General features: G+C 68.5%; 12 protein-coding genes. 11 read left to right on the top strand and 1 reads right to left on the bottom strand.

Features of this window, described 5'->3' with window-relative positions:
- The first annotated feature begins 277 nt into the window (after positions 1-277).
- The 7 genes from U8331_RS06155 to cgtA all read left to right on the top strand — a co-directional run bounded on the left by U8331_RS06155 (position 278) and on the right by cgtA (position 11,639).
- A complete protein-coding gene (locus U8331_RS06155) occupies positions 278-7,225 on the top strand; it encodes a hypothetical protein (RefSeq protein WP_481132719.1) in 6,948 nt (2,315 codons plus the stop codon).
- Positions 7,226-7,341: 116 nt separating this feature from the next.
- On the top strand, positions 7,342-8,580 hold the full coding sequence (locus U8331_RS06160; protein ID WP_481132720.1) for a TIGR03032 family protein: 1,239 nt from the start codon (positions 7,342-7,344) through the stop codon (positions 8,578-8,580).
- Positions 8,577-9,113: an EF-hand domain-containing protein gene (locus U8331_RS06165; RefSeq protein ID WP_481132721.1), complete on the top strand. Its 537-nt coding sequence runs from the start codon at positions 8,577-8,579 to the stop codon at positions 9,111-9,113. The genes U8331_RS06160 and U8331_RS06165 overlap by 4 nt, the downstream gene beginning before the upstream one ends.
- Before the next feature lie 57 nt (positions 9,114-9,170).
- Complete coding sequence (locus tag U8331_RS06170) at positions 9,171-9,734, top strand: hypothetical protein (protein ID WP_481132722.1); 564 nt, start codon at positions 9,171-9,173, stop codon at positions 9,732-9,734.
- Between the two features lie 159 nt (positions 9,735-9,893).
- On the top strand, positions 9,894-10,214 hold the full coding sequence (rplU, locus tag U8331_RS06175) for a 50S ribosomal protein L21 (protein ID WP_481132723.1): 321 nt from the start codon (positions 9,894-9,896) through the stop codon (positions 10,212-10,214).
- Positions 10,215-10,226: 12 nt separating this feature from the next.
- Complete coding sequence (rpmA, locus tag U8331_RS06180; RefSeq protein ID WP_481132724.1) at positions 10,227-10,484, top strand: 50S ribosomal protein L27; 258 nt, start codon at positions 10,227-10,229, stop codon at positions 10,482-10,484.
- A 93-nt stretch (positions 10,485-10,577) separates the two neighbouring features.
- The gene (cgtA, locus tag U8331_RS06185; protein ID WP_481132725.1) at positions 10,578-11,639 is read left to right on the top strand and encodes an Obg family GTPase CgtA; all 1,062 of its coding nucleotides are present in this window, start codon (positions 10,578-10,580) and stop codon (positions 11,637-11,639) included.
- A gap of 165 nt (positions 11,640-11,804) precedes the next feature.
- On the opposite strand, the gene rpsT is transcribed toward cgtA, so the two are convergent.
- Positions 11,805-12,077, bottom strand: a complete 273-nt coding sequence (rpsT, locus tag U8331_RS06190; RefSeq protein ID WP_036210581.1) for a 30S ribosomal protein S20 — start codon at positions 12,075-12,077, stop codon at positions 11,805-11,807.
- 143 nt (positions 12,078-12,220) lie between these two features.
- On the opposite strand from rpsT, the gene murJ reads away from it, so the two are divergent.
- The 4 genes from murJ (at position 12,221) to lspA (ending at position 18,211) form a co-directional block, all read left to right on the top strand.
- Positions 12,221-13,798, top strand: coding sequence for a murein biosynthesis integral membrane protein MurJ (murJ, locus tag U8331_RS06195; protein ID WP_481132726.1), 1,578 nt, complete (start codon positions 12,221-12,223; stop codon positions 13,796-13,798).
- Between the two features lie 53 nt (positions 13,799-13,851).
- On the top strand, positions 13,852-14,817 hold the full coding sequence (locus U8331_RS06200; RefSeq protein ID WP_481132727.1) for a bifunctional riboflavin kinase/FAD synthetase: 966 nt from the start codon (positions 13,852-13,854) through the stop codon (positions 14,815-14,817).
- A 62-nt stretch (positions 14,818-14,879) separates the two neighbouring features.
- Positions 14,880-17,705, top strand: coding sequence for an isoleucine--tRNA ligase (ileS, locus tag U8331_RS06205; RefSeq protein ID WP_481132901.1), 2,826 nt, complete (start codon positions 14,880-14,882; stop codon positions 17,703-17,705).
- The gene (lspA, locus tag U8331_RS06210) at positions 17,702-18,211 is read left to right on the top strand and encodes a signal peptidase II (protein WP_481132902.1); all 510 of its coding nucleotides are present in this window, start codon (positions 17,702-17,704) and stop codon (positions 18,209-18,211) included. Before ileS ends, lspA begins: the two co-directional genes overlap by 4 nt.

Below are 18,211 nucleotides of genomic sequence, written 5' to 3' on the forward strand. Positions count from 1 at the left end.
TGCCTCCGGACGCGCCGCGATGCCTCCCGACGGCCGGCGGATTGTCCCGTCCATGGGGCAATCACCGGGAAAATTTTCTAGGCGTGACAGGCACTTGCAAACCGGATTTTTGAGGCATATGGTCGGCCCTGTCGTCAGGGGGCGGCATGTGGTTGTGTTTTGTCGGTGCCGTGGCCAACAGCCCGGGCAGCGGACACGCCTCGCTCTCCTGGCACGCTCCGCGCATCGCCGATGAAATGCAGCCGGCAGGCTCACACTTCATCCGAGGGGATTGACGATGCGTGGAAGCAAATTTGCCGGGCCCCAGTCGCGGCGCCCGCAGACCCGTACCTTCTATGTCGCTCCGATCACCACCGCGGTCCGTACCGCGCTGGCGGCGTCCGCGCTGGCGCTGGCGGGCATCGGCGCGTCGCACGCCGGCGGCGGCGATTGTGGCGGCATCGCGCAGGCACAGCTCATCCGATGCGCGGAGGCCGACAGCGCGCAGCTGCCAGTGGCCGACCTGACGACGGTCGTCGACGCGCACGCCCCGGTGTCGGTAATGGCCGCGGGGGCCACCGGAATCACCGGATCCGCCGCGGCGGCATTCACCGCCAATCTCGTCAACAGCGGGGTCATCGACAAGTCCGGCAGTGGCGACGTGGTCGGTATCAACGCCGATTTCGCCGGCGGCGACGTGTCGGTGGTGAACACCGCCAGCGGCGCCATCTACGCCGAGTCGGTCGACGGCCTGGCCGACGGCATCTTCGCCTACGGTGACGAGGTCACGGTCAACAACCGCGGCACGATCGGCGCCGACGGCTACAGCTGGGCCGCCGGCATCGAGGCGCAGGGCGACTCGGTGACCATCAACAACACCGGCAGCATCAGCGCCAACGCCACGGCCTACGACACCGTCAATGGCGTCTACGGCCACGCCTACGGCATCTACGCCGCCGGTGGCGGCGAGGACGGCGTGGTGGTCAACAACCGCGGCTCGATCGAGGTGTCCGGGCCCTACGCGACCGGCATCTACGCCTACGACGGCGGCAGTGGCGGCATCAGCGTCACCAACCGCGGCGACATCACCGCGACCGCCGACAACGGTTTCGCCACCGGCATCAACGCCGTGACCAACGTCGAGGGCAGCGACATCGACGTGGTCAACCGCGGCAGCATCGAGGCCACCGGCATGAACGGCGCGAGCGGCATCGTCGCGCTGGCCAGTGGCGTCGGCTCCTCGGCGAGCGTCAACAACGCCGGCGATATCTACGCGGCCACCACCGCGTACTACTCCAGCGCCGAAGGCATCGTGGTCTCGGCCGACGGGGACGCCAGCATCCGCAACAGCGGCATGATCACCATCGGCTATGGCGACTACGCCTACGGCGCCCTGGCGCTGGCGTTCGCCGGCGATGCGGACGTGCGCAACACCGGTGATATCGCCGTCTACGGCGGGCTGACCGCCTACGGCGCCGTGGCCGCCTCGCAGAACGGCTATGCCGACGCGACCAACGCAGGTTCGATCACCGTCGCCTCGTCGCTGGGCACGGCCGCCGGCCTCGACGTCAGCGGCCAGGCCGGTGCGACCGCCACCAACAACGGCCTCATCAGCGCCGACGCCAGCAGCTACGCCTTCGGCGTGCGCGCCAATTCGGCGGTGGGCGATGCCGCGGTGGTCAACAACGGCGACATCACCGCCACGTCGGGCAAATACGCGTTCGGTGTGTTCGCGCAGTCCGGCGACGGTGACGTGGCCGTGGACAACAGCGGGACGATCGCCACCGACGGCAAGTACAGCTTCGGTGTCATGGCGCAGTCCACCTACGGCGACGTGATGGTGGACAACAGCGGCGCGATCGCCGGCAGCGGCAAGTACGCCTACGGGGTGGTCGCCGGGTCCGACGCAGGCGATGTGGGGATCTACAACGCCGACGGCGGGAAGCTCTCCGGTTACAGCGGCGACCTGCTGGCGGTGGGTGCATTCGCCAACGCCAACAATGCCGGCGGCGTCACGATCGACAATGCCGGCGTGATCAGCGCCACCGGCGTCGGTTATGCGCAGCTCGCCTACGGCGCGGTGGTCCAGACCGACGCCGGCGCCGGCCTGGTGAGCAACGGCGACACCGGCGTGATCACGGCCGACAACAGCTACGGTTCGGCACGTGGCGTGATCGTGCGGTCGTCCGCGGGCGGCGATGCCGCGGTCGACAACGCGGGAGACATCGTGGCGACGGCCACCGGTAGCGGCGAATACCTCGCATCCGATGCGATCGGTGTGTACGTGTATGCCCCCGGCGGGCTCGCCAGCGTCGACAACAGCGGCGCGATCACCGCCACGTCGGCGAGCGGGCTGGCCGACGGGGTGTTCGCCGCCGGCGCAGTCGCGGAGGTCTACAACTCCGGTTCGATCACCGCCGACGGCTACACCTGGGGCGCCGGCATCGAGGCACAGGGCGACGATGCCGCCTCGGTGGTCAATACCGGCACGATCTCGGCCAGCGCCACCGCGTATGCGCCGGCCGACCCGGAAGCGGGAACCGAGGCGGTCTACGGCCGTGCCTACGGCATCTATGCCACCGGCGGCGACGGCGGGGTCATGGTCGATAACCAGGGCTCCATCACGGCGACCGGTCCGTACGCGACCGGCATCTACGCGTACGACAGCGGCATTGCCGGCATCCAGGTCGGCAACGCCGGCGACATCACCGCCACTGCCGACAACGGTTTCGCCACCGGCATCAACGCGGTGACCAATGTCGAAGCCAGCGACATCGCGATCCAGAACACCGGGGACGGTGCCATCACCGCCACCGGCATGAACGGCGCCACCGGGATCGTGGCCCTGGCGACCGGCACCGGCTCGTCGGCCAGCGTCGACAACGCCGGTGACATCTACGCGGCAACCACCGTCTACTACTCGGTGGCAGAGGGCATCGTCGCCTCGGCCGATGGCAACGCCGGCATCACCAATACCGGCGCCATCACCATCGGTTACGGCGACTACGCCTACGGCGGACTGGCGCTGGCGTTCGCCGGCGACGCGAACGTCGACAACGCCGGCACCGTCGCAGTAAACGGCGGCTTCTCCGCCTACGGGTTCGTCGCGGCCTCGCAGAACGGCTATTCCGGGGTGACCAACAGCGGGTCGATCACGGTCGATTCCAGCTTCGGCACCGGCGCCGGCATCGATGCCAGCAGCCTGGCGGGCACCACCGTGGTGAACCAGGGCGACATCGACGCGACGGCGAGCAAGTACGCGTTCGGCGTGCTGGCCAACTCGTCGCAGGGCGACACCCTGGTCGACAACAGCGGCACGATCACCACCGACGGCAAGTACAGCTTCGGTGTGATGGCGCAGTCGGGTGACGGCAACGCGACGGTGTACAACAGCGGCTCGATCACCGGCACCGGCAAGTACGCCTACGGCGCGATGGCCGGCTCCAGCTACGGTGACGCCTCGATCGTCAACGCCGAAGGCGGCAGCCTGACCGGCTACAGCGCCGACCTGCTGACGGTGGGTGCGTTTGCCAACGCCAACAACTCCGGCAACGCCACGATCGACAACGCGGGCGTGATCGACGCCATCGGCGCGGGCTATGCCCAGCTCGCCTACGGCGCGGTCGTGCAGACCGACGCGGGCTACGGGCTGGTGAGCAACATCGGTGACATCAGTGCCGCCAACAGCTACGGCGCGGCGCGCGGCGTGATCGCCCGCTCCAGCGCCGGTGGCGATGTCGCGGTCGTCAACCGCGGCGACATCAGCGCGGTTTCGACCGGCACCGGCGTCTACGAGGGCTATTACGGCACCTACGTCGTCAACACCGACGTGATCGGCGTCTACGCCTACGCACCGGGCGGCACCGCGCTGGTCACCAACAGTGGGTCGATTACCGCCACTACCGCGGCCGGCCTCGCCGACGGCGTGTTCGCCTCGGGCGCGGTGGCCGATGTCACCAATTCGGGTTCGATCACCGCCGACGGCTACACCTGGGGCGCGGGCATCGAGGCCCAGGGCGACGATGTCGCGTTCGTGACCAACACCGGTGACATCAGCGCGAGCGCAACGGCCTACGCACCGGCGGACCCGGAAGCGGGGACCGACGCCGTGTACGGCCACGCCTACGGTATCTATGCCACGGGTGGCGACGGCGGGGTCTATGTGGACAACCGCGGCACCATCGCGGCCACCGGGCCATACGCCACTGGCATCTACGCCTACGGCACCGGCGTCGGCAACATAGGGATCGACAACCGCGGCGACATCGACGCGACCGCCGTGAACGGCATCGCCAACGGCATCAGCGCGGTGACCAATGTCGAGTACAGCGGTATCGACATCCTCAACCGCGGCGATATCGCCGCCCTGGGTTACAACGCGGCGTCCGGCATCTCGGCAGTGGCCGGTGGCGGTGGGGCGGGTATCAGCCTCACCAACACGGGCGCGATCAGTGCGATCGCGACGGACGGCAAGTACGGCAACGCGAGTGGCCTGGTGGCATCCGGCGACGGCGACGTCGAGGTACTCAACAGCCGCACCGGGTCGATCTACGCCAGCGGCGCGTACGCCTATGGCGCCTTGTCATTGGCCTTCGCCGGCGATTCGGACGTGGTCAACGCGGGCGACATCGTGGTGAATTCCGCCGGTGGGCTGTACGCATCCGGCTACGGCGTGGTGTCTTCCTCGCAGAACGGCACCGCGAGTGCCACCAATACCGGCAGCATCTCGGTCGCCACCAACGCGATCGCGCCGATCGCGCGCGGCATCGATGCCACCGGCATCGACGTCGACGTGGTCAACCGCGGCTCGATCGAGGTGTTGTCGGGCAAGTACAGCCGTGGCATCAGCGCGGTGGCCAGTGCAGGCGATGTCGACGTTCGCAACTTGGGGTCGATCTACGTCGGCGGCGCCAACAACAAGTACAGCTACGGCGTGACCGGCATCTCCACCGACGGTGACGTGCGCATCACCAACGGCGCGGATGGCGTGGTCGGTGTCTACGACTCCAGCTCCATCGCCGTTGGCCTGCTGGGCACCTCGGTTTACGACAACGTCGAGATCGTCAATGCCGGCGATGTCGTCGCCCGCAGCGATGGCGCCGACCTCGCGGCTGGCGTGTACGCATCCTCCGACAACAACGATGTCGCGGTGGTGAATCGCGGCGGAATCGAGGCCGAGGCGTTCTTCGATGCCATCGGCGTGCTGTCGAACATTGGCGGCGACGACGAACTCAGCGTCGACAACCGTGGAACGATCACCGCCAACTCCCTGTCCGCCTCGGCCGGTGTCGCCGTCGGCATCGAAGGCAGCAGCCAGAACGGCGGCGACGTGCTGCTGCGCAACCGCGGGACGATCCAGTCCTCGGCCACCGGGAACAACGCCTTCGGCATCAGCGGCATCGTGGCCGGCGGTGGTGAGCTGACCCTGGCCAATACCGCCGCGGGCAGCATCACCGCGACTTCGGTCGATGGCGACGGGGTCGGTCTGTACGGATCGGTGACGGGCTCGGATGTCACTGTCAACAACGCCGGCAGCATCACGGTCTCGTCGACCTACGGGGCCGCGGATGCGATCCGCATCGTCGGTGGCGGCGATGGTTTCGCGGCGGGTAACGCCAGCATCACCAACAGTGGTTCGATCACCGGCGCGATCGTCACGGCCGGCGGCAGCGACCGGATGATCAACCAGCGCGGTGGCACCTGGCGCGTTGCCGGAACGGGCAGCGATTTCGGGGCCGGCAATGACAGCTTCAGCAACGCGCGCGGCGCCACGCTGGAGCTGGCCGATGCCGGGATCACGTTCGGCACCGGAAGCAACCGCTTCGACAATGCCGGCACGATCCGCGTCGCCGGCGCGAACGTCATCGACATGGGTACTGGCAGCACCGCGCCCGTGCGATCGAAGAGCGTGGGTGGGTTCACCAACAACGGCACCATCGACTTCCTCGATGGCGCCGCGGACGACACCCTGACGATCGTCGGCGGCTTCGATGGCCTCGGGTCGATCAACCTCGACGTCAGTCTCGGCAGCAAGGCCAACGATCAGCTGGTCGTGCAGGGCGGGGTCGGCAACGGTGCCCGGCAGCGGGTCAACGTGGCATTGCTGGACGGTCTGCCCCAATCCAGCGACGTGGGCACCGAGCTGGAACTGGTGCGCGTGTCCGGCCACACCCGCCCCTCGGCGTTCGTCGCCGGCGACGTCCTGGGCGTTTCCCCCCGTGACTTCCTGTCGCTGGGAATGACCCTGAGCAGCCAGGTCGATGCATCGGCGCGGATCGGATCGGACAGTTCCTACATGCTGTCGGTGGAGACCTACGTCAGCGGACTCAACGCTGCCGGCGTGCTGGCCTCTTCGGCGGCGCTGGGCGTGGACAGCCTGATGACCAGCACCGCCGGCAGCCGGCATGACCGCCACTACGCCACGGCAGGCCTCACGCCCATGCACGCGAACGTGCAGGCGTGGGTCCGCGGCTTCGATGACCAGGGCGGGATGAGCCCCGACCACCTCTCCGGCAACTTCGGGCAGTTGTCCAACTCGCGCCTGAGCCAGGACAATTCCGGCACCGAGATGGGCATGGAGTTCCTGGCACCCCACGGCTTCCGCTTCGGCTCCGTGTTCGCCAAGTCCGAGGGCCGGCAGTACCTGGTCGACGACCGTGGCATGGACATGATCCGCGGCAGCACCATGGGCCTGTACGGCACCTGGGTGTCGCCCAGCGGTTTCTACGTGGACGGCTCGTGGCGGACCATGCAGTTCGAGAGCCGGATCGATTCGATCGGCGGCCTGCAGCACAGCGAGGGCAATGCCTTCAGCAGCGCGCTCGAGGTCGGGCACGTCTGGAAACTGGCCAATGGTCTGGAGGTCACGCCTCGGTTGCACTACACCGAAACCACGATCGATGGGCTGCAGTTCCAGGGCGACCAGGCGACGTTCCAGGGCCAGGATGCGGTATGGAAGCGTGCCCGGGCCGGCGTGTCGTTGTCGAAGACCTTCGGCGCGGCCGGCTGGCAATGGTCGCCGTACGGCGAGGTCAGCGTGAACCGGACCCTGGAAGGCCTCGCCACGTATGCCATCAACGACGACTACTACGGCAACGTGGCCGCCGAGGGTACCAGTGCCCTGCTGAAGTTCGGGCTGGGTGCGCAGAAGGGCCGCCTGTCGTGGAACGGCGGCGTCAACTGGCTCGACGGAGGCAACTTCGACGGAACGTTCGGCGGCCAGATGCGGCTGCGGTATTCCTGGTAGTCAGCGGCAACGCGGGCCCGGTGGATGGCCGGGCCCGCCTCGCCCGATCGTCGGGCGGGGCGGCGCATGACAGGGGAGGGTAGAGACATGCAGACATCAGGACGGGAGATCGCCCTTTGACGGACAACAGCAACGAGCGTGACGTGCACGCGACCGCGGTCGCCAACGATGTTTCAACGGAGCAGAACGGCGCAGGCGGGGAAGCCGGGGCCGGGCTGCAGACCGTCGGGCCGGAAGCACCGGCCGCCACACCGCCAGCCGGTGCAGGCAAAGCGGCCAAGCCGCCGCCGGGTCAGGCCCCTTTCAAGGTCGACAAGACCTGTTCGCGTGGACTCGCCGGATGGCTCGCCGCCAACCGCATCTCGCTGGCGATCACCTCCTACCAGAGCGGCCGGATCTACCTGGTGGGCAGCGACAAGCAGGGGCGCGTGTCGTTTTTCGAGCGCATCTTCGAGCGGGCGATGGGGGTGGTCGGCAATGCCAACCGCATCTACCTCGGCAGCCTGTACCAGCTGTGGCGCTTCGAGAACGTGCTGCGCTCCAACGAGGTCATCCACGGCCAGTACGACAAGTGCTACGTGCCGCGCAACGCGCAGACCATCGGCGACCTGGACATCCACGAGCTCGGCATCCGCAGCAACGGCAAGGTCGTGTTCGTCAACACCAAATATTCCTGCCTGGCCGAACTGAGCCAGACGCACAGCTTCAAGGCGATCTGGAAGCCGAAGTTCGTCAGCAAGCTCGCACCGGAGGACCGCTGTCATCTCAATGGGCTGGCGATGGTCGATGGCCGGCCCAAGTACGTCACCGCGGTGTGCCGCAGCGACACCGTCGACGGCTGGCGCGACCGTCGCCACGACGGTGGCGTGGTGATCGATATCGAAACCGACGAAGTCGTGTGCGAAGGCCTGTCGATGCCGCACTCGCCGCGCTGGGCGGGCGGCAAGCTGTGGGTACTCAACGCCGGCACCGGCCACCTGGGCTGGGTCGACTTCGAGACTAAGAAGTTCGTTCCGCTGGCGTTCTTCCCGGGCTTTCTGCGCGGGCTATCCATCATCGGCAACGTGGCCGCCGTGGGCCTGTCCAAGCCACGCAACCAGCGTTTCGAAGGGCTGCAGCTGGACGAGGAACTGCAAAAGCGGGATTCCGACCCGTGGTGCGGGGTGCAGATCGTGTCCTTGACCAACGGCGACGTCAGCAACTGGATCCGGTTCGAAGGCGACATCACGGAGATCTTCGACATCAGTTTCCTGCCTAACGTGCGTAATCCGATGATGATCGGCTTGCGTACCGCGGAGATCCGCGACCTGATCACGTTCGAATCGGAGCTCGCCGCCGAGGAGGTGCCCGCATGAGTCCGGCTGGTTTTTTGTGCCTGCGCCTCGCGTTGACGGCAGCCGCGGTGGCGGTCACTTGCGCGGCCTCCGCCCAGGTGCCGCAGGCGGCGCCCCGGCCATCGACCGGTACCGCCGCTCGATCGGAACCCGGGCTGCGTGCCGAGCCGGTGCCCCCTGCCGTCGATGCCGCGTTCCAGGCGTGGGACACCAACCACGACAACAGCCTGAGTCCGGCCGAATTCCGCAACGGCTGGCGCAACCTGAGGCGGGGTGGCCGGCAGACCGTTGGCGGGCCGGGTTTGCGCCAGCAGTTCGAGCGTCTGGACACCAACGACAACGACGGCATCGACCGGGTCGAGTACTCCGACATGGTGCTGGTCAAACGCGCCGGGGCGATGGCGCCGCCGTTCTCCGAGGCCGACAGCAACCGCAGCCAGAAGATCGAGTTCGGAGAGTACGGCGCGCTGGTCCAGCGCCTGCGCGCGGCCGAAGCCGGTTCCTCGCCGTCGCCCCGGCCCGGCGTGCCGACACCGCCGTCCCCCGGCGGGTAACGCCAGCACGCACTGCTGCGCCGCCACGTCTTCCCGTCACCCGAAACTGGATGCCCCATGAGCACACGTGCCCCGGTCACTTTCGACATCTCGCCGGTATGGAAACAGGTCACGCCGGAACTCAAGGAGGAAGTTTTCGCGTTCTGGAGGCAGCACCGCGCCATAGGCGATCCTGAACGTGCCCGCCAACGCGCCGACGAGGTCGTGTGCATCGCCCGCGGTGAAGACGGCGGGTTGTGCGCCATCAGTACGGCCGTGGTGCGGGTGCTGCCGCGCCTGATGCAGCCGCTGTACTACTACCGGCTGTTCTTCGCCCGTTCCGTACGGGGGCAGGGGCAGGTGATCCCGTTCTACAACCGCGCCAGGGCGGTGCTGCAGGCCTACAACGCCGGCCTGCCCGAGCCGGAGAGCATCGGCGTGCTGCTGGAGCTCGAAAGCCGGTATCTGGACGCCTATTACAAGACCGCCTACGTGGCCGAAGCCGACAGCACGTTCATCGGCTATTCGCCGCGGGGCCTGCAGCTGCGGGTCTCGTACTTCGAGGGCGCGCGCCTGCTGGCCCCAAGGGCTCCCCGCACCCGGACCGCCCAAGGGCGGACGGCAATCGCGTCGCTGGCCTGAGGCCAGGCCGTACGGTCCACCGCCGCCCGCGCGGCGGCGGGCGCGTCTGCGCGGATCGGCGTGGGTGAGTTGCCCTAACCCGCTGAAACCCCTATAATTCCGCTTCTGTCTGCCCTCGACGGCAGCCAGCGACCAAAATAACTACAGAGGAATCTGGTCATGTACGCAGTTGTTGTCACTGGCGGTAAGCAATACCGCGTCATGCAGGGCGAGACCCTGCGCGTCGAGCTGCTCGAAGCCGAAGCCGGCAGCGAGATCAAGCTCGACAACGTCCTGATGCTGGGCGACGGCGAGGGCGTGAAGCTCGGCGACGCGCTCAAGGGCGCCAGCGTCACCGCCAAGGTGGTCGGCCACGGCCGCGCCGACAAGGTGCGCATCGTCAAGTTCCGCCGCCGCAAGCACCACCGCAAGCAGATGGGTCACCGTCAGCACTACACCGAAATCGAGATCACCGGCATTGCCGGTGGCGACAAGAAGTAAGGAGAAGCAGTCATGGCACACAAAAAGGGCGTAGGTTCCTCGCGCAACGGCCGCGACTCCAACCCGAAGTACCTCGGCGTCAAGATGTACGGCGGCCAGGCCATCGAGGCCGGCAACATCATCGTCCGCCAGCGTGGCACCCAGTTCCACCCGGGCATGGGCGTCGGCCTCGGCCGCGACCACACCCTGTTCGCGCTGGTCGACGGCAAGGTCGAGTTCTCGACCAAGGGCCCGAAGAAGCGCCGCACCGTCAGCGTCGTCGCCGAGTAATCGCGACGACCCACGGTCACGAGGGCCCCGCTTCGGCGGGGCTTTTCGTTTCCGCATGACGTTCCCCGAACACCCTATCGATACCATCGCCCCATGAAGCTCGTAGACGAAGCCGAAATCCAGGTCAGCGCAGGCAACGGCGGCAACGGCTGCGTCGGCTTCCGGCGCGAGAAGTTCATTCCGCTGGGCGGCCCCGACGGCGGCGACGGCGGCGACGGCGGCAGCGTCTGGCTGGTCGCCGACGAGAACCTCAATACGCTGGTCGACTTCCGCCACCAGCGCCAGTTCCGCGCCCAGCGCGGTCAGAACGGCATGGGCCGGCAGATGTACGGCAAGGGCGGCGACGATCTGGTCATCACCGTGCCGGTCGGCACCGTCGTCACCAACGTCGAGACCGACGAGGTGATCGGTGACATGATCGCCCACGGCGACCGTCTGCTGGTGGCCAAGGGCGGCAAGGGCGGCCTTGGCAACATGCACTTCAAGAGCTCGACCAACCGCACGCCGCGCAAGGCGTTGCCGGGCCTGCCGGGCGAGGAGCGCGAGCTGCGGCTGGAGCTGAAGCTGCTGGCCGACGTCGGCCTGCTGGGCTTCCCCAACGCCGGCAAGAGCACGCTGATCCGCGCGGTCTCGGCGGCGACGCCGAAGGTCGCCGACTACCCGTTCACCACGCTCTATCCGAACCTCGGCGTGGTCAGCGTCGAGGCCTACCGCAGCTTCGTGATCGCCGACATCCCGGGCCTGATCGAGGGCGCGGCGGATGGCGCCGGGTTGGGCGCGCAATTCCTGCGCCACCTGCAGCGCACCCGCCTGCTGCTGCACCTGGTCGACATCAACCCGATGGCCGGTGGAGTAGAGGGCGTCACGCCCGCCGAGCAGGTGCGAGCGATCGAGCGCGAGCTGGAGAAGCACGATCCCGAACTGCTCGACAAGCCGCGCTGGCTGGTGCTCAACAAGGCCGACCTGCTGCCGGAGGACGAGCGCAAGGCGTTCGCGCAGGCGATCGTCGACGAGCTCGGCTGGAAGGATCGCTGGTACCTCGTGTCGGCGATCGGACGTGAGGGCACTTGGCCGATCATGTTGGACGTGATGGCGTTCTTCGACCGCCAGCGCGAGGACGCGGCGGTGGAGGCCCACGCCCGCGGGGACGCTTAGGCGGTAGCGGTCGGCCGGGATGGGTCCGCCTCGGCCGGCAGCGCCCGGCATCAATCAGGAGCAAGACCGGTGGTTCAAACGCCGGGCACGAAAAAAACCCGGCCGGAGCCGGGTTTTTTATCGCTGCGGGTCAGCCGGCAAGGCCGGGCGACCCGCTCGCGCGCCTCAGGCGGCGGCCTTGATCGCCTTGATGCGGGCGGTCAGGCGGCTCTTGTGGCGGGCGGCCTTGTTCTTGTGGATCAGGCCGCGCGAGCTGAAGCGGTCGAGGATCGGCTGGGCGACCTTGAAGGCGTTCTCGGCGCCGGCGGCGTCGTTCTCGCCCAGGGCCTTGAGCACCTTCTTCACGGCGGTGCGCAGCATCGAACGCTGGCTGGCGTTACGGGCATTGCGCACAACAGCCTGCTTGGCGCGCTTCTTGGCGGACTTGATGTTTGCCACGGCGTATTCCTGAGATATGTAGGTTGGAGCTGGAAAGATTTATGCTGGCGGACTGGTCTGGTGCCCGGCCGAGCGTCGAATAGACAGGAAATTATGGGGGATTCAATGGTTTGCGTCAACAACCAGGCCGCTCGGGATTCAGCGTGAGCCAGCCCCCCTCCAGGACCCGCCGGGGCGGCATGCTGCGCTCCACCGTGGTGTTCAGCGCGATGACCTTCCTGTCGCGCATCGCCGGCTACCTGCGCGACTGGCTGCAGGCGACGATGTTCGGCGCCGGCCCGGCGGTCAGCGCGTTCGTGGTCGCCTACCGGATTCCCAACTACCTGCGCAGGATCTTCGCCGAGGGTTCGTTCTCCTCGGCCTTCGTGCCGCTGCTGTCGGAGCTGAAGCAGAAGGGCGACGAGAAGGCGATGCAGGACTTCCTCGACCATGTCGCCGGCGCGCTGCTGGCGGTGGTGGTGGTGGTCAGCGGACTGGGCATGCTGCTCGCGCCGTGGGTCGCGCGGCTGTTCCTGGCGTTCGCGCCCGCCGGTACCGACACCGTGCCGCTGGCGGCCGAGATGCTGCGCATCACCTTCCCGTACCTGACCTTCGTGTCGATGACCGCGCTGGCCGGGGCGGTGCTCAACAGCTTCCGCCAGTTCGGCCTGCCGGCGCTGACGCCGGTGCTGCACAACCTGACCCTGATCGCGGCGATGCTGCTGCTGGCCGGTGCGCTCGACGTGCCGGAGAAGGCGCTGGCCTGGGGCGTGCTGGCCGCCGGCGTGCTGCAGATGCTGGTGCTGTGGCCGGCGATGGGGCGGCTGGGGCTGCGGCCGAAGTTCCGCTTCAACCTGCGTCACTCGGGCGTGCGCCGGGTGATGACGCTGATGCTGCCGACGATCTTCTCGTCCTCGGTGTCGCAGGTGAACCTGCTGGTCGGCACCGTGTTCGCCTCGCTGCTGGTGCCGGCGGCGCAGTCGTGGCTGTACTACTCGGACCGCCTGGTCGAGTTGCCGCTGGGGCTGTTCGGGGTCGCGATCGGCACGGTGATTCTGCCGCAGCTGTCGCGCCTGCACGCCGATGCCGATGCCACCGGCTACTCGCGCTCGCTCGACTGGGGCCTGCGGATGGTGCTGCTGATCGGCCTGCCGGCCGCGCTCGGGCTGTGCCTGCTGGCCGAGCCGCTGACCGCCTCGCTGTTTCGTTACGGCGAGTTCACCGAGGAGGACACGCGGATGGTCGGCTACGCACTGACCGCGATGGGCGTCGGCATCCCGGCCTTCATGCTCAGCAAGGTGCTGCTGCCGGCGTTCTATTCGCGCCAGGACACCCGCACGCCGATGCGGGCCGCGGTGCTGACGGTGGTTGCCAACGTGGTGCTGACCGTCGCGCTGGTCACGCCGATGTATTTCGCCGGACTGCCGTATGCGCATGCCGGCATCGCCGGGGCGACCGCGTTGGCCGGCATCCTCAACGCGGCGCTGCTGTGGCGCTACCTGCGGCGCGACGGGATCTACGTGTCGCAGCCGGGCTGGGGGCGCTGGCTGGGGCGGATCGTTGCCGGACTGTTGCTGATGGCGGTGGTGGTGGTCGGCCTACGCGAATGGGTCGGCGACTGGACCGCGATGCCCGGGCTGTGGCGCTGGGCATGGCTGCTGGCGGTGGTCGCGGCGGGGGCGGGCGCCTATGGCGCGGTGCTGGTGGTGATGGGGGTGCGGCCGCGCCACCTGCGGCATTGAGCGCCACGCACCGCCGGCCCGGTCAATCCGGCGTGACCGCTATACTTCAACGGATGAGCAGGCTGTTCCGAGACGTCGACGGCGGGCCCCGGTGCCCGCACGGCAGTGTGGTCTGCATCGGCGCCTTCGACGGCCTCCACCTGGGGCATCGGGCGCTGGTGCGCCGCGCGGTCGAACGCGCGCGCGCGCTCGGGGTGCCGGCGGTCGCGCTGAGTTTCGAACCGTTGCCGCGCGAGTTCTTCGCGCCCGGCAACCCGCCGCCGCGGCTGCTGTCGCCGCGCGCCAAAGCCGGGGGGCTGCTGGCGCTGGGCGCCGACCTGGTCGGACTGCTGCGGTTCGACGCGCGGATGGCGTCGATGTCCGCCGAGGACTTCGTCCGGCGGGTGCTGGTCGACCACCTCGGCGTGCGCGAGGTCTGGGTCGGCCCCGAGTTCCGCTTCGGCAAGGGCCGCGCCGGCGATCTGCCACTGCTGCAGGCCCTCGGCCGCGAGATGGGCGATGCCGGCGCGGGCTTCAGCGCCCACCAGATCGAGCCGGTCCTGCTGGACGGCGAGCGCGTCTCCAGCACCCGCATCCGTGCCGCGCTGCAACGCGGGGACTTCGACGCCGCCGCGCGCATGCTCGGCCGGCCGTTCGCCATCGGCGGGCGCGTCGCCCACGGCGCCCGGCTCGGTCGTACCCTCGGGTTCCCGACCGCCAACCTGCGTTTCAACGGCAAGGCGCCGCCGCTGTCCGGCATCCATGCAGTGCGCGTGCACGGCGTCAGTGGCGACGCGCTGCCCGGCGTGTCCAGCCTCGGCACCCGCCCGACCGTGGACGGCACCGAGCCGCTGCTGGAAACCCACCTGTTCGATTTCGACGGCGACCTGTACGGTCGGCGGATCGAAGTCGAGTTCGTCGCCCACCTGCGCGACGAGGAAAAGTTCGACGACCTGCCGACCCTGGTCGCGCAGATGCACCGCGACGCCGACCGGGCGCGCGCCATCCTTTCGCAAGACCCCACAAGAGCCCGCGCGTGAGCGACAAGAACAGCGACAACCCGTACAAGTCGACCCTGCACCTGCCGGCGACCGATTTCCCGATGCGTGGCGACCTGCCCAAGCGCGAGCCGCAGACGCTGGCGCGCTGGGAGGAACAGGGCCTGTACCAGCGCATCCGCGAGAAAGTGAAGGGCCGCGAGCGCAGCTTCGTCCTGCACGACGGCCCGCCGTACGCCAACGGCGCGATCCACATCGGCCATGCGGTCAACAAGGTGCTCAAGGACATTGTGGTCAAGTCGCGCCTGCTGGCCGGCTTCGATGCGCCGTACGTGCCCGGCTGGGACTGTCATGGGCTGCCGATCGAGATCGCGATCGAGAAGAAGTACGGCAAGGTCGGCACCAGGCTCGACGCCGCCCAGTTCCGCCAGAAGTGCCGCGAGTACGCCGCCGAGCAGATCGACCTGCAGCGTCGCGACTTCAAGCGCCTGGGCGTGCTGGGCGACTGGGACCACCCGTACCGCTCGATGGACTTCCGCTTCGAGGCCGACATGCTGCGCTCGCTGGCGCGGATCATCGACCGCGGCCACCTCGTGCGCGGTGCCAAGCCGGTGCACTGGTGCTTCGACTGCGGCTCGGCGCTGGCCGAGGCCGAGATCGAGTACGCCGACAAGGTCTCCCCGGCGGTCGACGTCGCCTATCCGGCCAAGTCAGCGCGCGATGTCGCCACGGCGTTCGAGACCGTCGCCCCGGATGACGTGCAGATCGCGGTGCCGATCTGGACCACCACGCCATGGACACTGCCGGCCAGCGTCGCGATCAGCGTCGGTGCCGACCTCGACTACGTGCTTGTGGAAGGCCCGGCGCGGGCCGACGGTGGTCGTCGCTGGCTGGTGCTGGCCGAGGCGCTGGCTTCGAAGGCGCTGGCCCGCTACGGCGTCGACAAGGTCGTGGTGCACGGCCGCGCCAAGGGCGTCGAGCTGGAGAACCTCCTCGTCCGCCATCCGTTCTACGACCGCGACATCCCGCTGCTGCTTGGCGAGCACGTGTCCGACGAGGACGGCACCGGCAACGTCCACACCGCGCCGGGCCACGGCCAGGAGGACTTCGCGGTGGGCCGCAGGTACGGCCTGGTCGACCGCTACGACGCCGCCCAGCTCAATCCGGTCGACGCCCGCGGCGTCTACCTGCCGGGCACGCCCGCGCTCGACGGCACGGAGCTGGCCGGCCTGCACATCTGGAAGGCCAACGACGCCATCGTCGACGCCCTGCGCGCCGGCGGCACGCTGCTGGCCTCCAGCAAGCTCGAACACAGCTACCCGCACTGCTGGCGCCACAAGACGCCGGTGGCGTTCCGCGCCACCCCGCAGTGGTTCATCTCGATGGAGAAGGCCGGCCTGCGCGCCGATGCGCTCAAGGCGATCGGCGACGTGCAGTGGTTCCCCGACTGGGGCGAGGCGCGCATCGCCGGGATGGTCGAAGGCCGGCCGGACTGGTGCATCAGCCGCCAGCGCACCTGGGGCGTGCCGATCGCGCTGTTCGTCCACAAGGTCACCCACGAGCCGCACCCGCGCTCGGTTGAGCTGATGGGCGAGGTGGCGAAGCTCGTGGAGACCGACGGCATCGACGCCTGGTACGCGCTCGATCCGGCAAGCCTGCTCGGGGACGAGGCGGGCGACTACGACAAGGTCACCGATATCCTCGATGTCTGGTTCGACTCGGGCGTCACCCATGAGTGCGTGCTCGCCCAGCGTCCCGAAGACGGCCTGCGCAAGCCGGCCGACCTGTACCTGGAAGGCTCCGACCAGCACCGCGGCTGGTTCCAGTCCTCGCTGCTCACCGGCGTCGCAATGGACGGCGTGGCGCCCTACAGGCAGGTGCTGACCCACGGCTTCACCGTCGATGCCGACGGCCGCAAGATGTCCAAGTCGCTCGGCAACGTGGTCGCGCCGCAGAAGGTGGTCGACGCGATGGGCGCCGACGTGCTGCGGCTGTGGATCGCCTCGGCCGACTACCGCAACGAGATGACCGTCTCCGACGAGATCCTGAAGCGCAGCGCCGACAACTACCGCCGCATCCGCAACACCGCGCGCTTCCTGCTCGGCAACCTGCACGGCTTCGACCCGGCCATGCACCTGCTGCCGCTGGACGGCGAGGGCGACGCGGCGATGGTCGCGCTCGACCGCTGGATCGTGCATCGCGCCCATGGGCTGCAGCAGAAGATCACCGCCGCCTACGAGCGCTACGACTTCAGCGAGGTCGTGCAGATCCTCGCAAACTTCTGCAGCGTCGACCTCGGCTCGCTCTACCTCGACGTCACCAAGGACCGGCTGTACACGATGCGCGAAGATTCGCGCGGCCGGCGCTCGGCGCAGAGCGCGATGTACCGCATCGCCGAGGCGTTCGTGCGCTGGATCGCGCCGATCCTGAACTTCACCGCCGAGGAGATGTGGGGCCACCTGCCGGCGCAGGCCGGGCAGGGCGCACGCGAGGACAACGTGCTGTTCACCACCTGGTATGACGGCCTGGCGCCGCTGCCGGAGGCCGCCGCGCTGTCGGCCGAGGACTTCCGCCGCCTGCTGGCGCTGCGCGAGCAGGTCAGCAAGGTGCTCGAACCGATGCGCGCCGCCGGCACCATCGGCGCGGCGCTGGAGGCCGAGATCGCCCTGCATGCCGGTGTCGCCGACCAGAACTGGCTGGCGCCGATCGCCGAAGAGCTGCGTTTCCTGTTCATCAGTGGCGACGTCGATGTCGTCGCCGACGGGCAGGCGTCCGAGGTCCGGGTGGAAGCGACGCGCACCGATAAACCCAAGTGCGGCCGATGCTGGCAGCACCGCGCCGATGTCGGTGCGATCGAAGCCCATCCCACCCTCTGTGGCCGCTGCGTCGACAACGTCGACGGCGACGGCGAAGACCGCCGCTGGTTCTGACCATGACGCCCAAACCCAACGCCCTCCTCTGGCTGGCGCTTTCCGCGCTCATCATCGTTCTGGACCAGCTCACCAAGTACTGGGTGCTTACCAGCCTGCCTGAATACACCGCCATCCCGGTGATCGACGGGGTCTGGAACTGGTACCGCACCTACAACACCGGCGCCGCCTTCAGTTTCCTCAGCGACGCCGGTGGCTGGCAGAAGTACTTCTTCGTCGTCCTCGCCATCGCCATCAGCGGGCTGCTCGGCTACTGGCTGTCGCGCACCCCGCGCGGCGACTGGAAGACCGCGCTTCCGTACGCCCTGGTGATCGGCGGCGCCGTCGGCAATGTCATCGACCGCCTGATCCACGGCCACGTGGTGGACTTCATCCAGTGGCATTGGCAGGACTGGTACTGGCCCGCCTTCAACATCGCCGATGCCGCCATCGTCGGCGGGGCGGTCGGGATCGCCGCGTACGGGCTGTTCAGCGGGCAGCGCAAGCCCGTCGCGGGGCAGGGGTAA

This window comes from Lysobacter sp. CC-YZS074, from assembly GCF_056739745.1.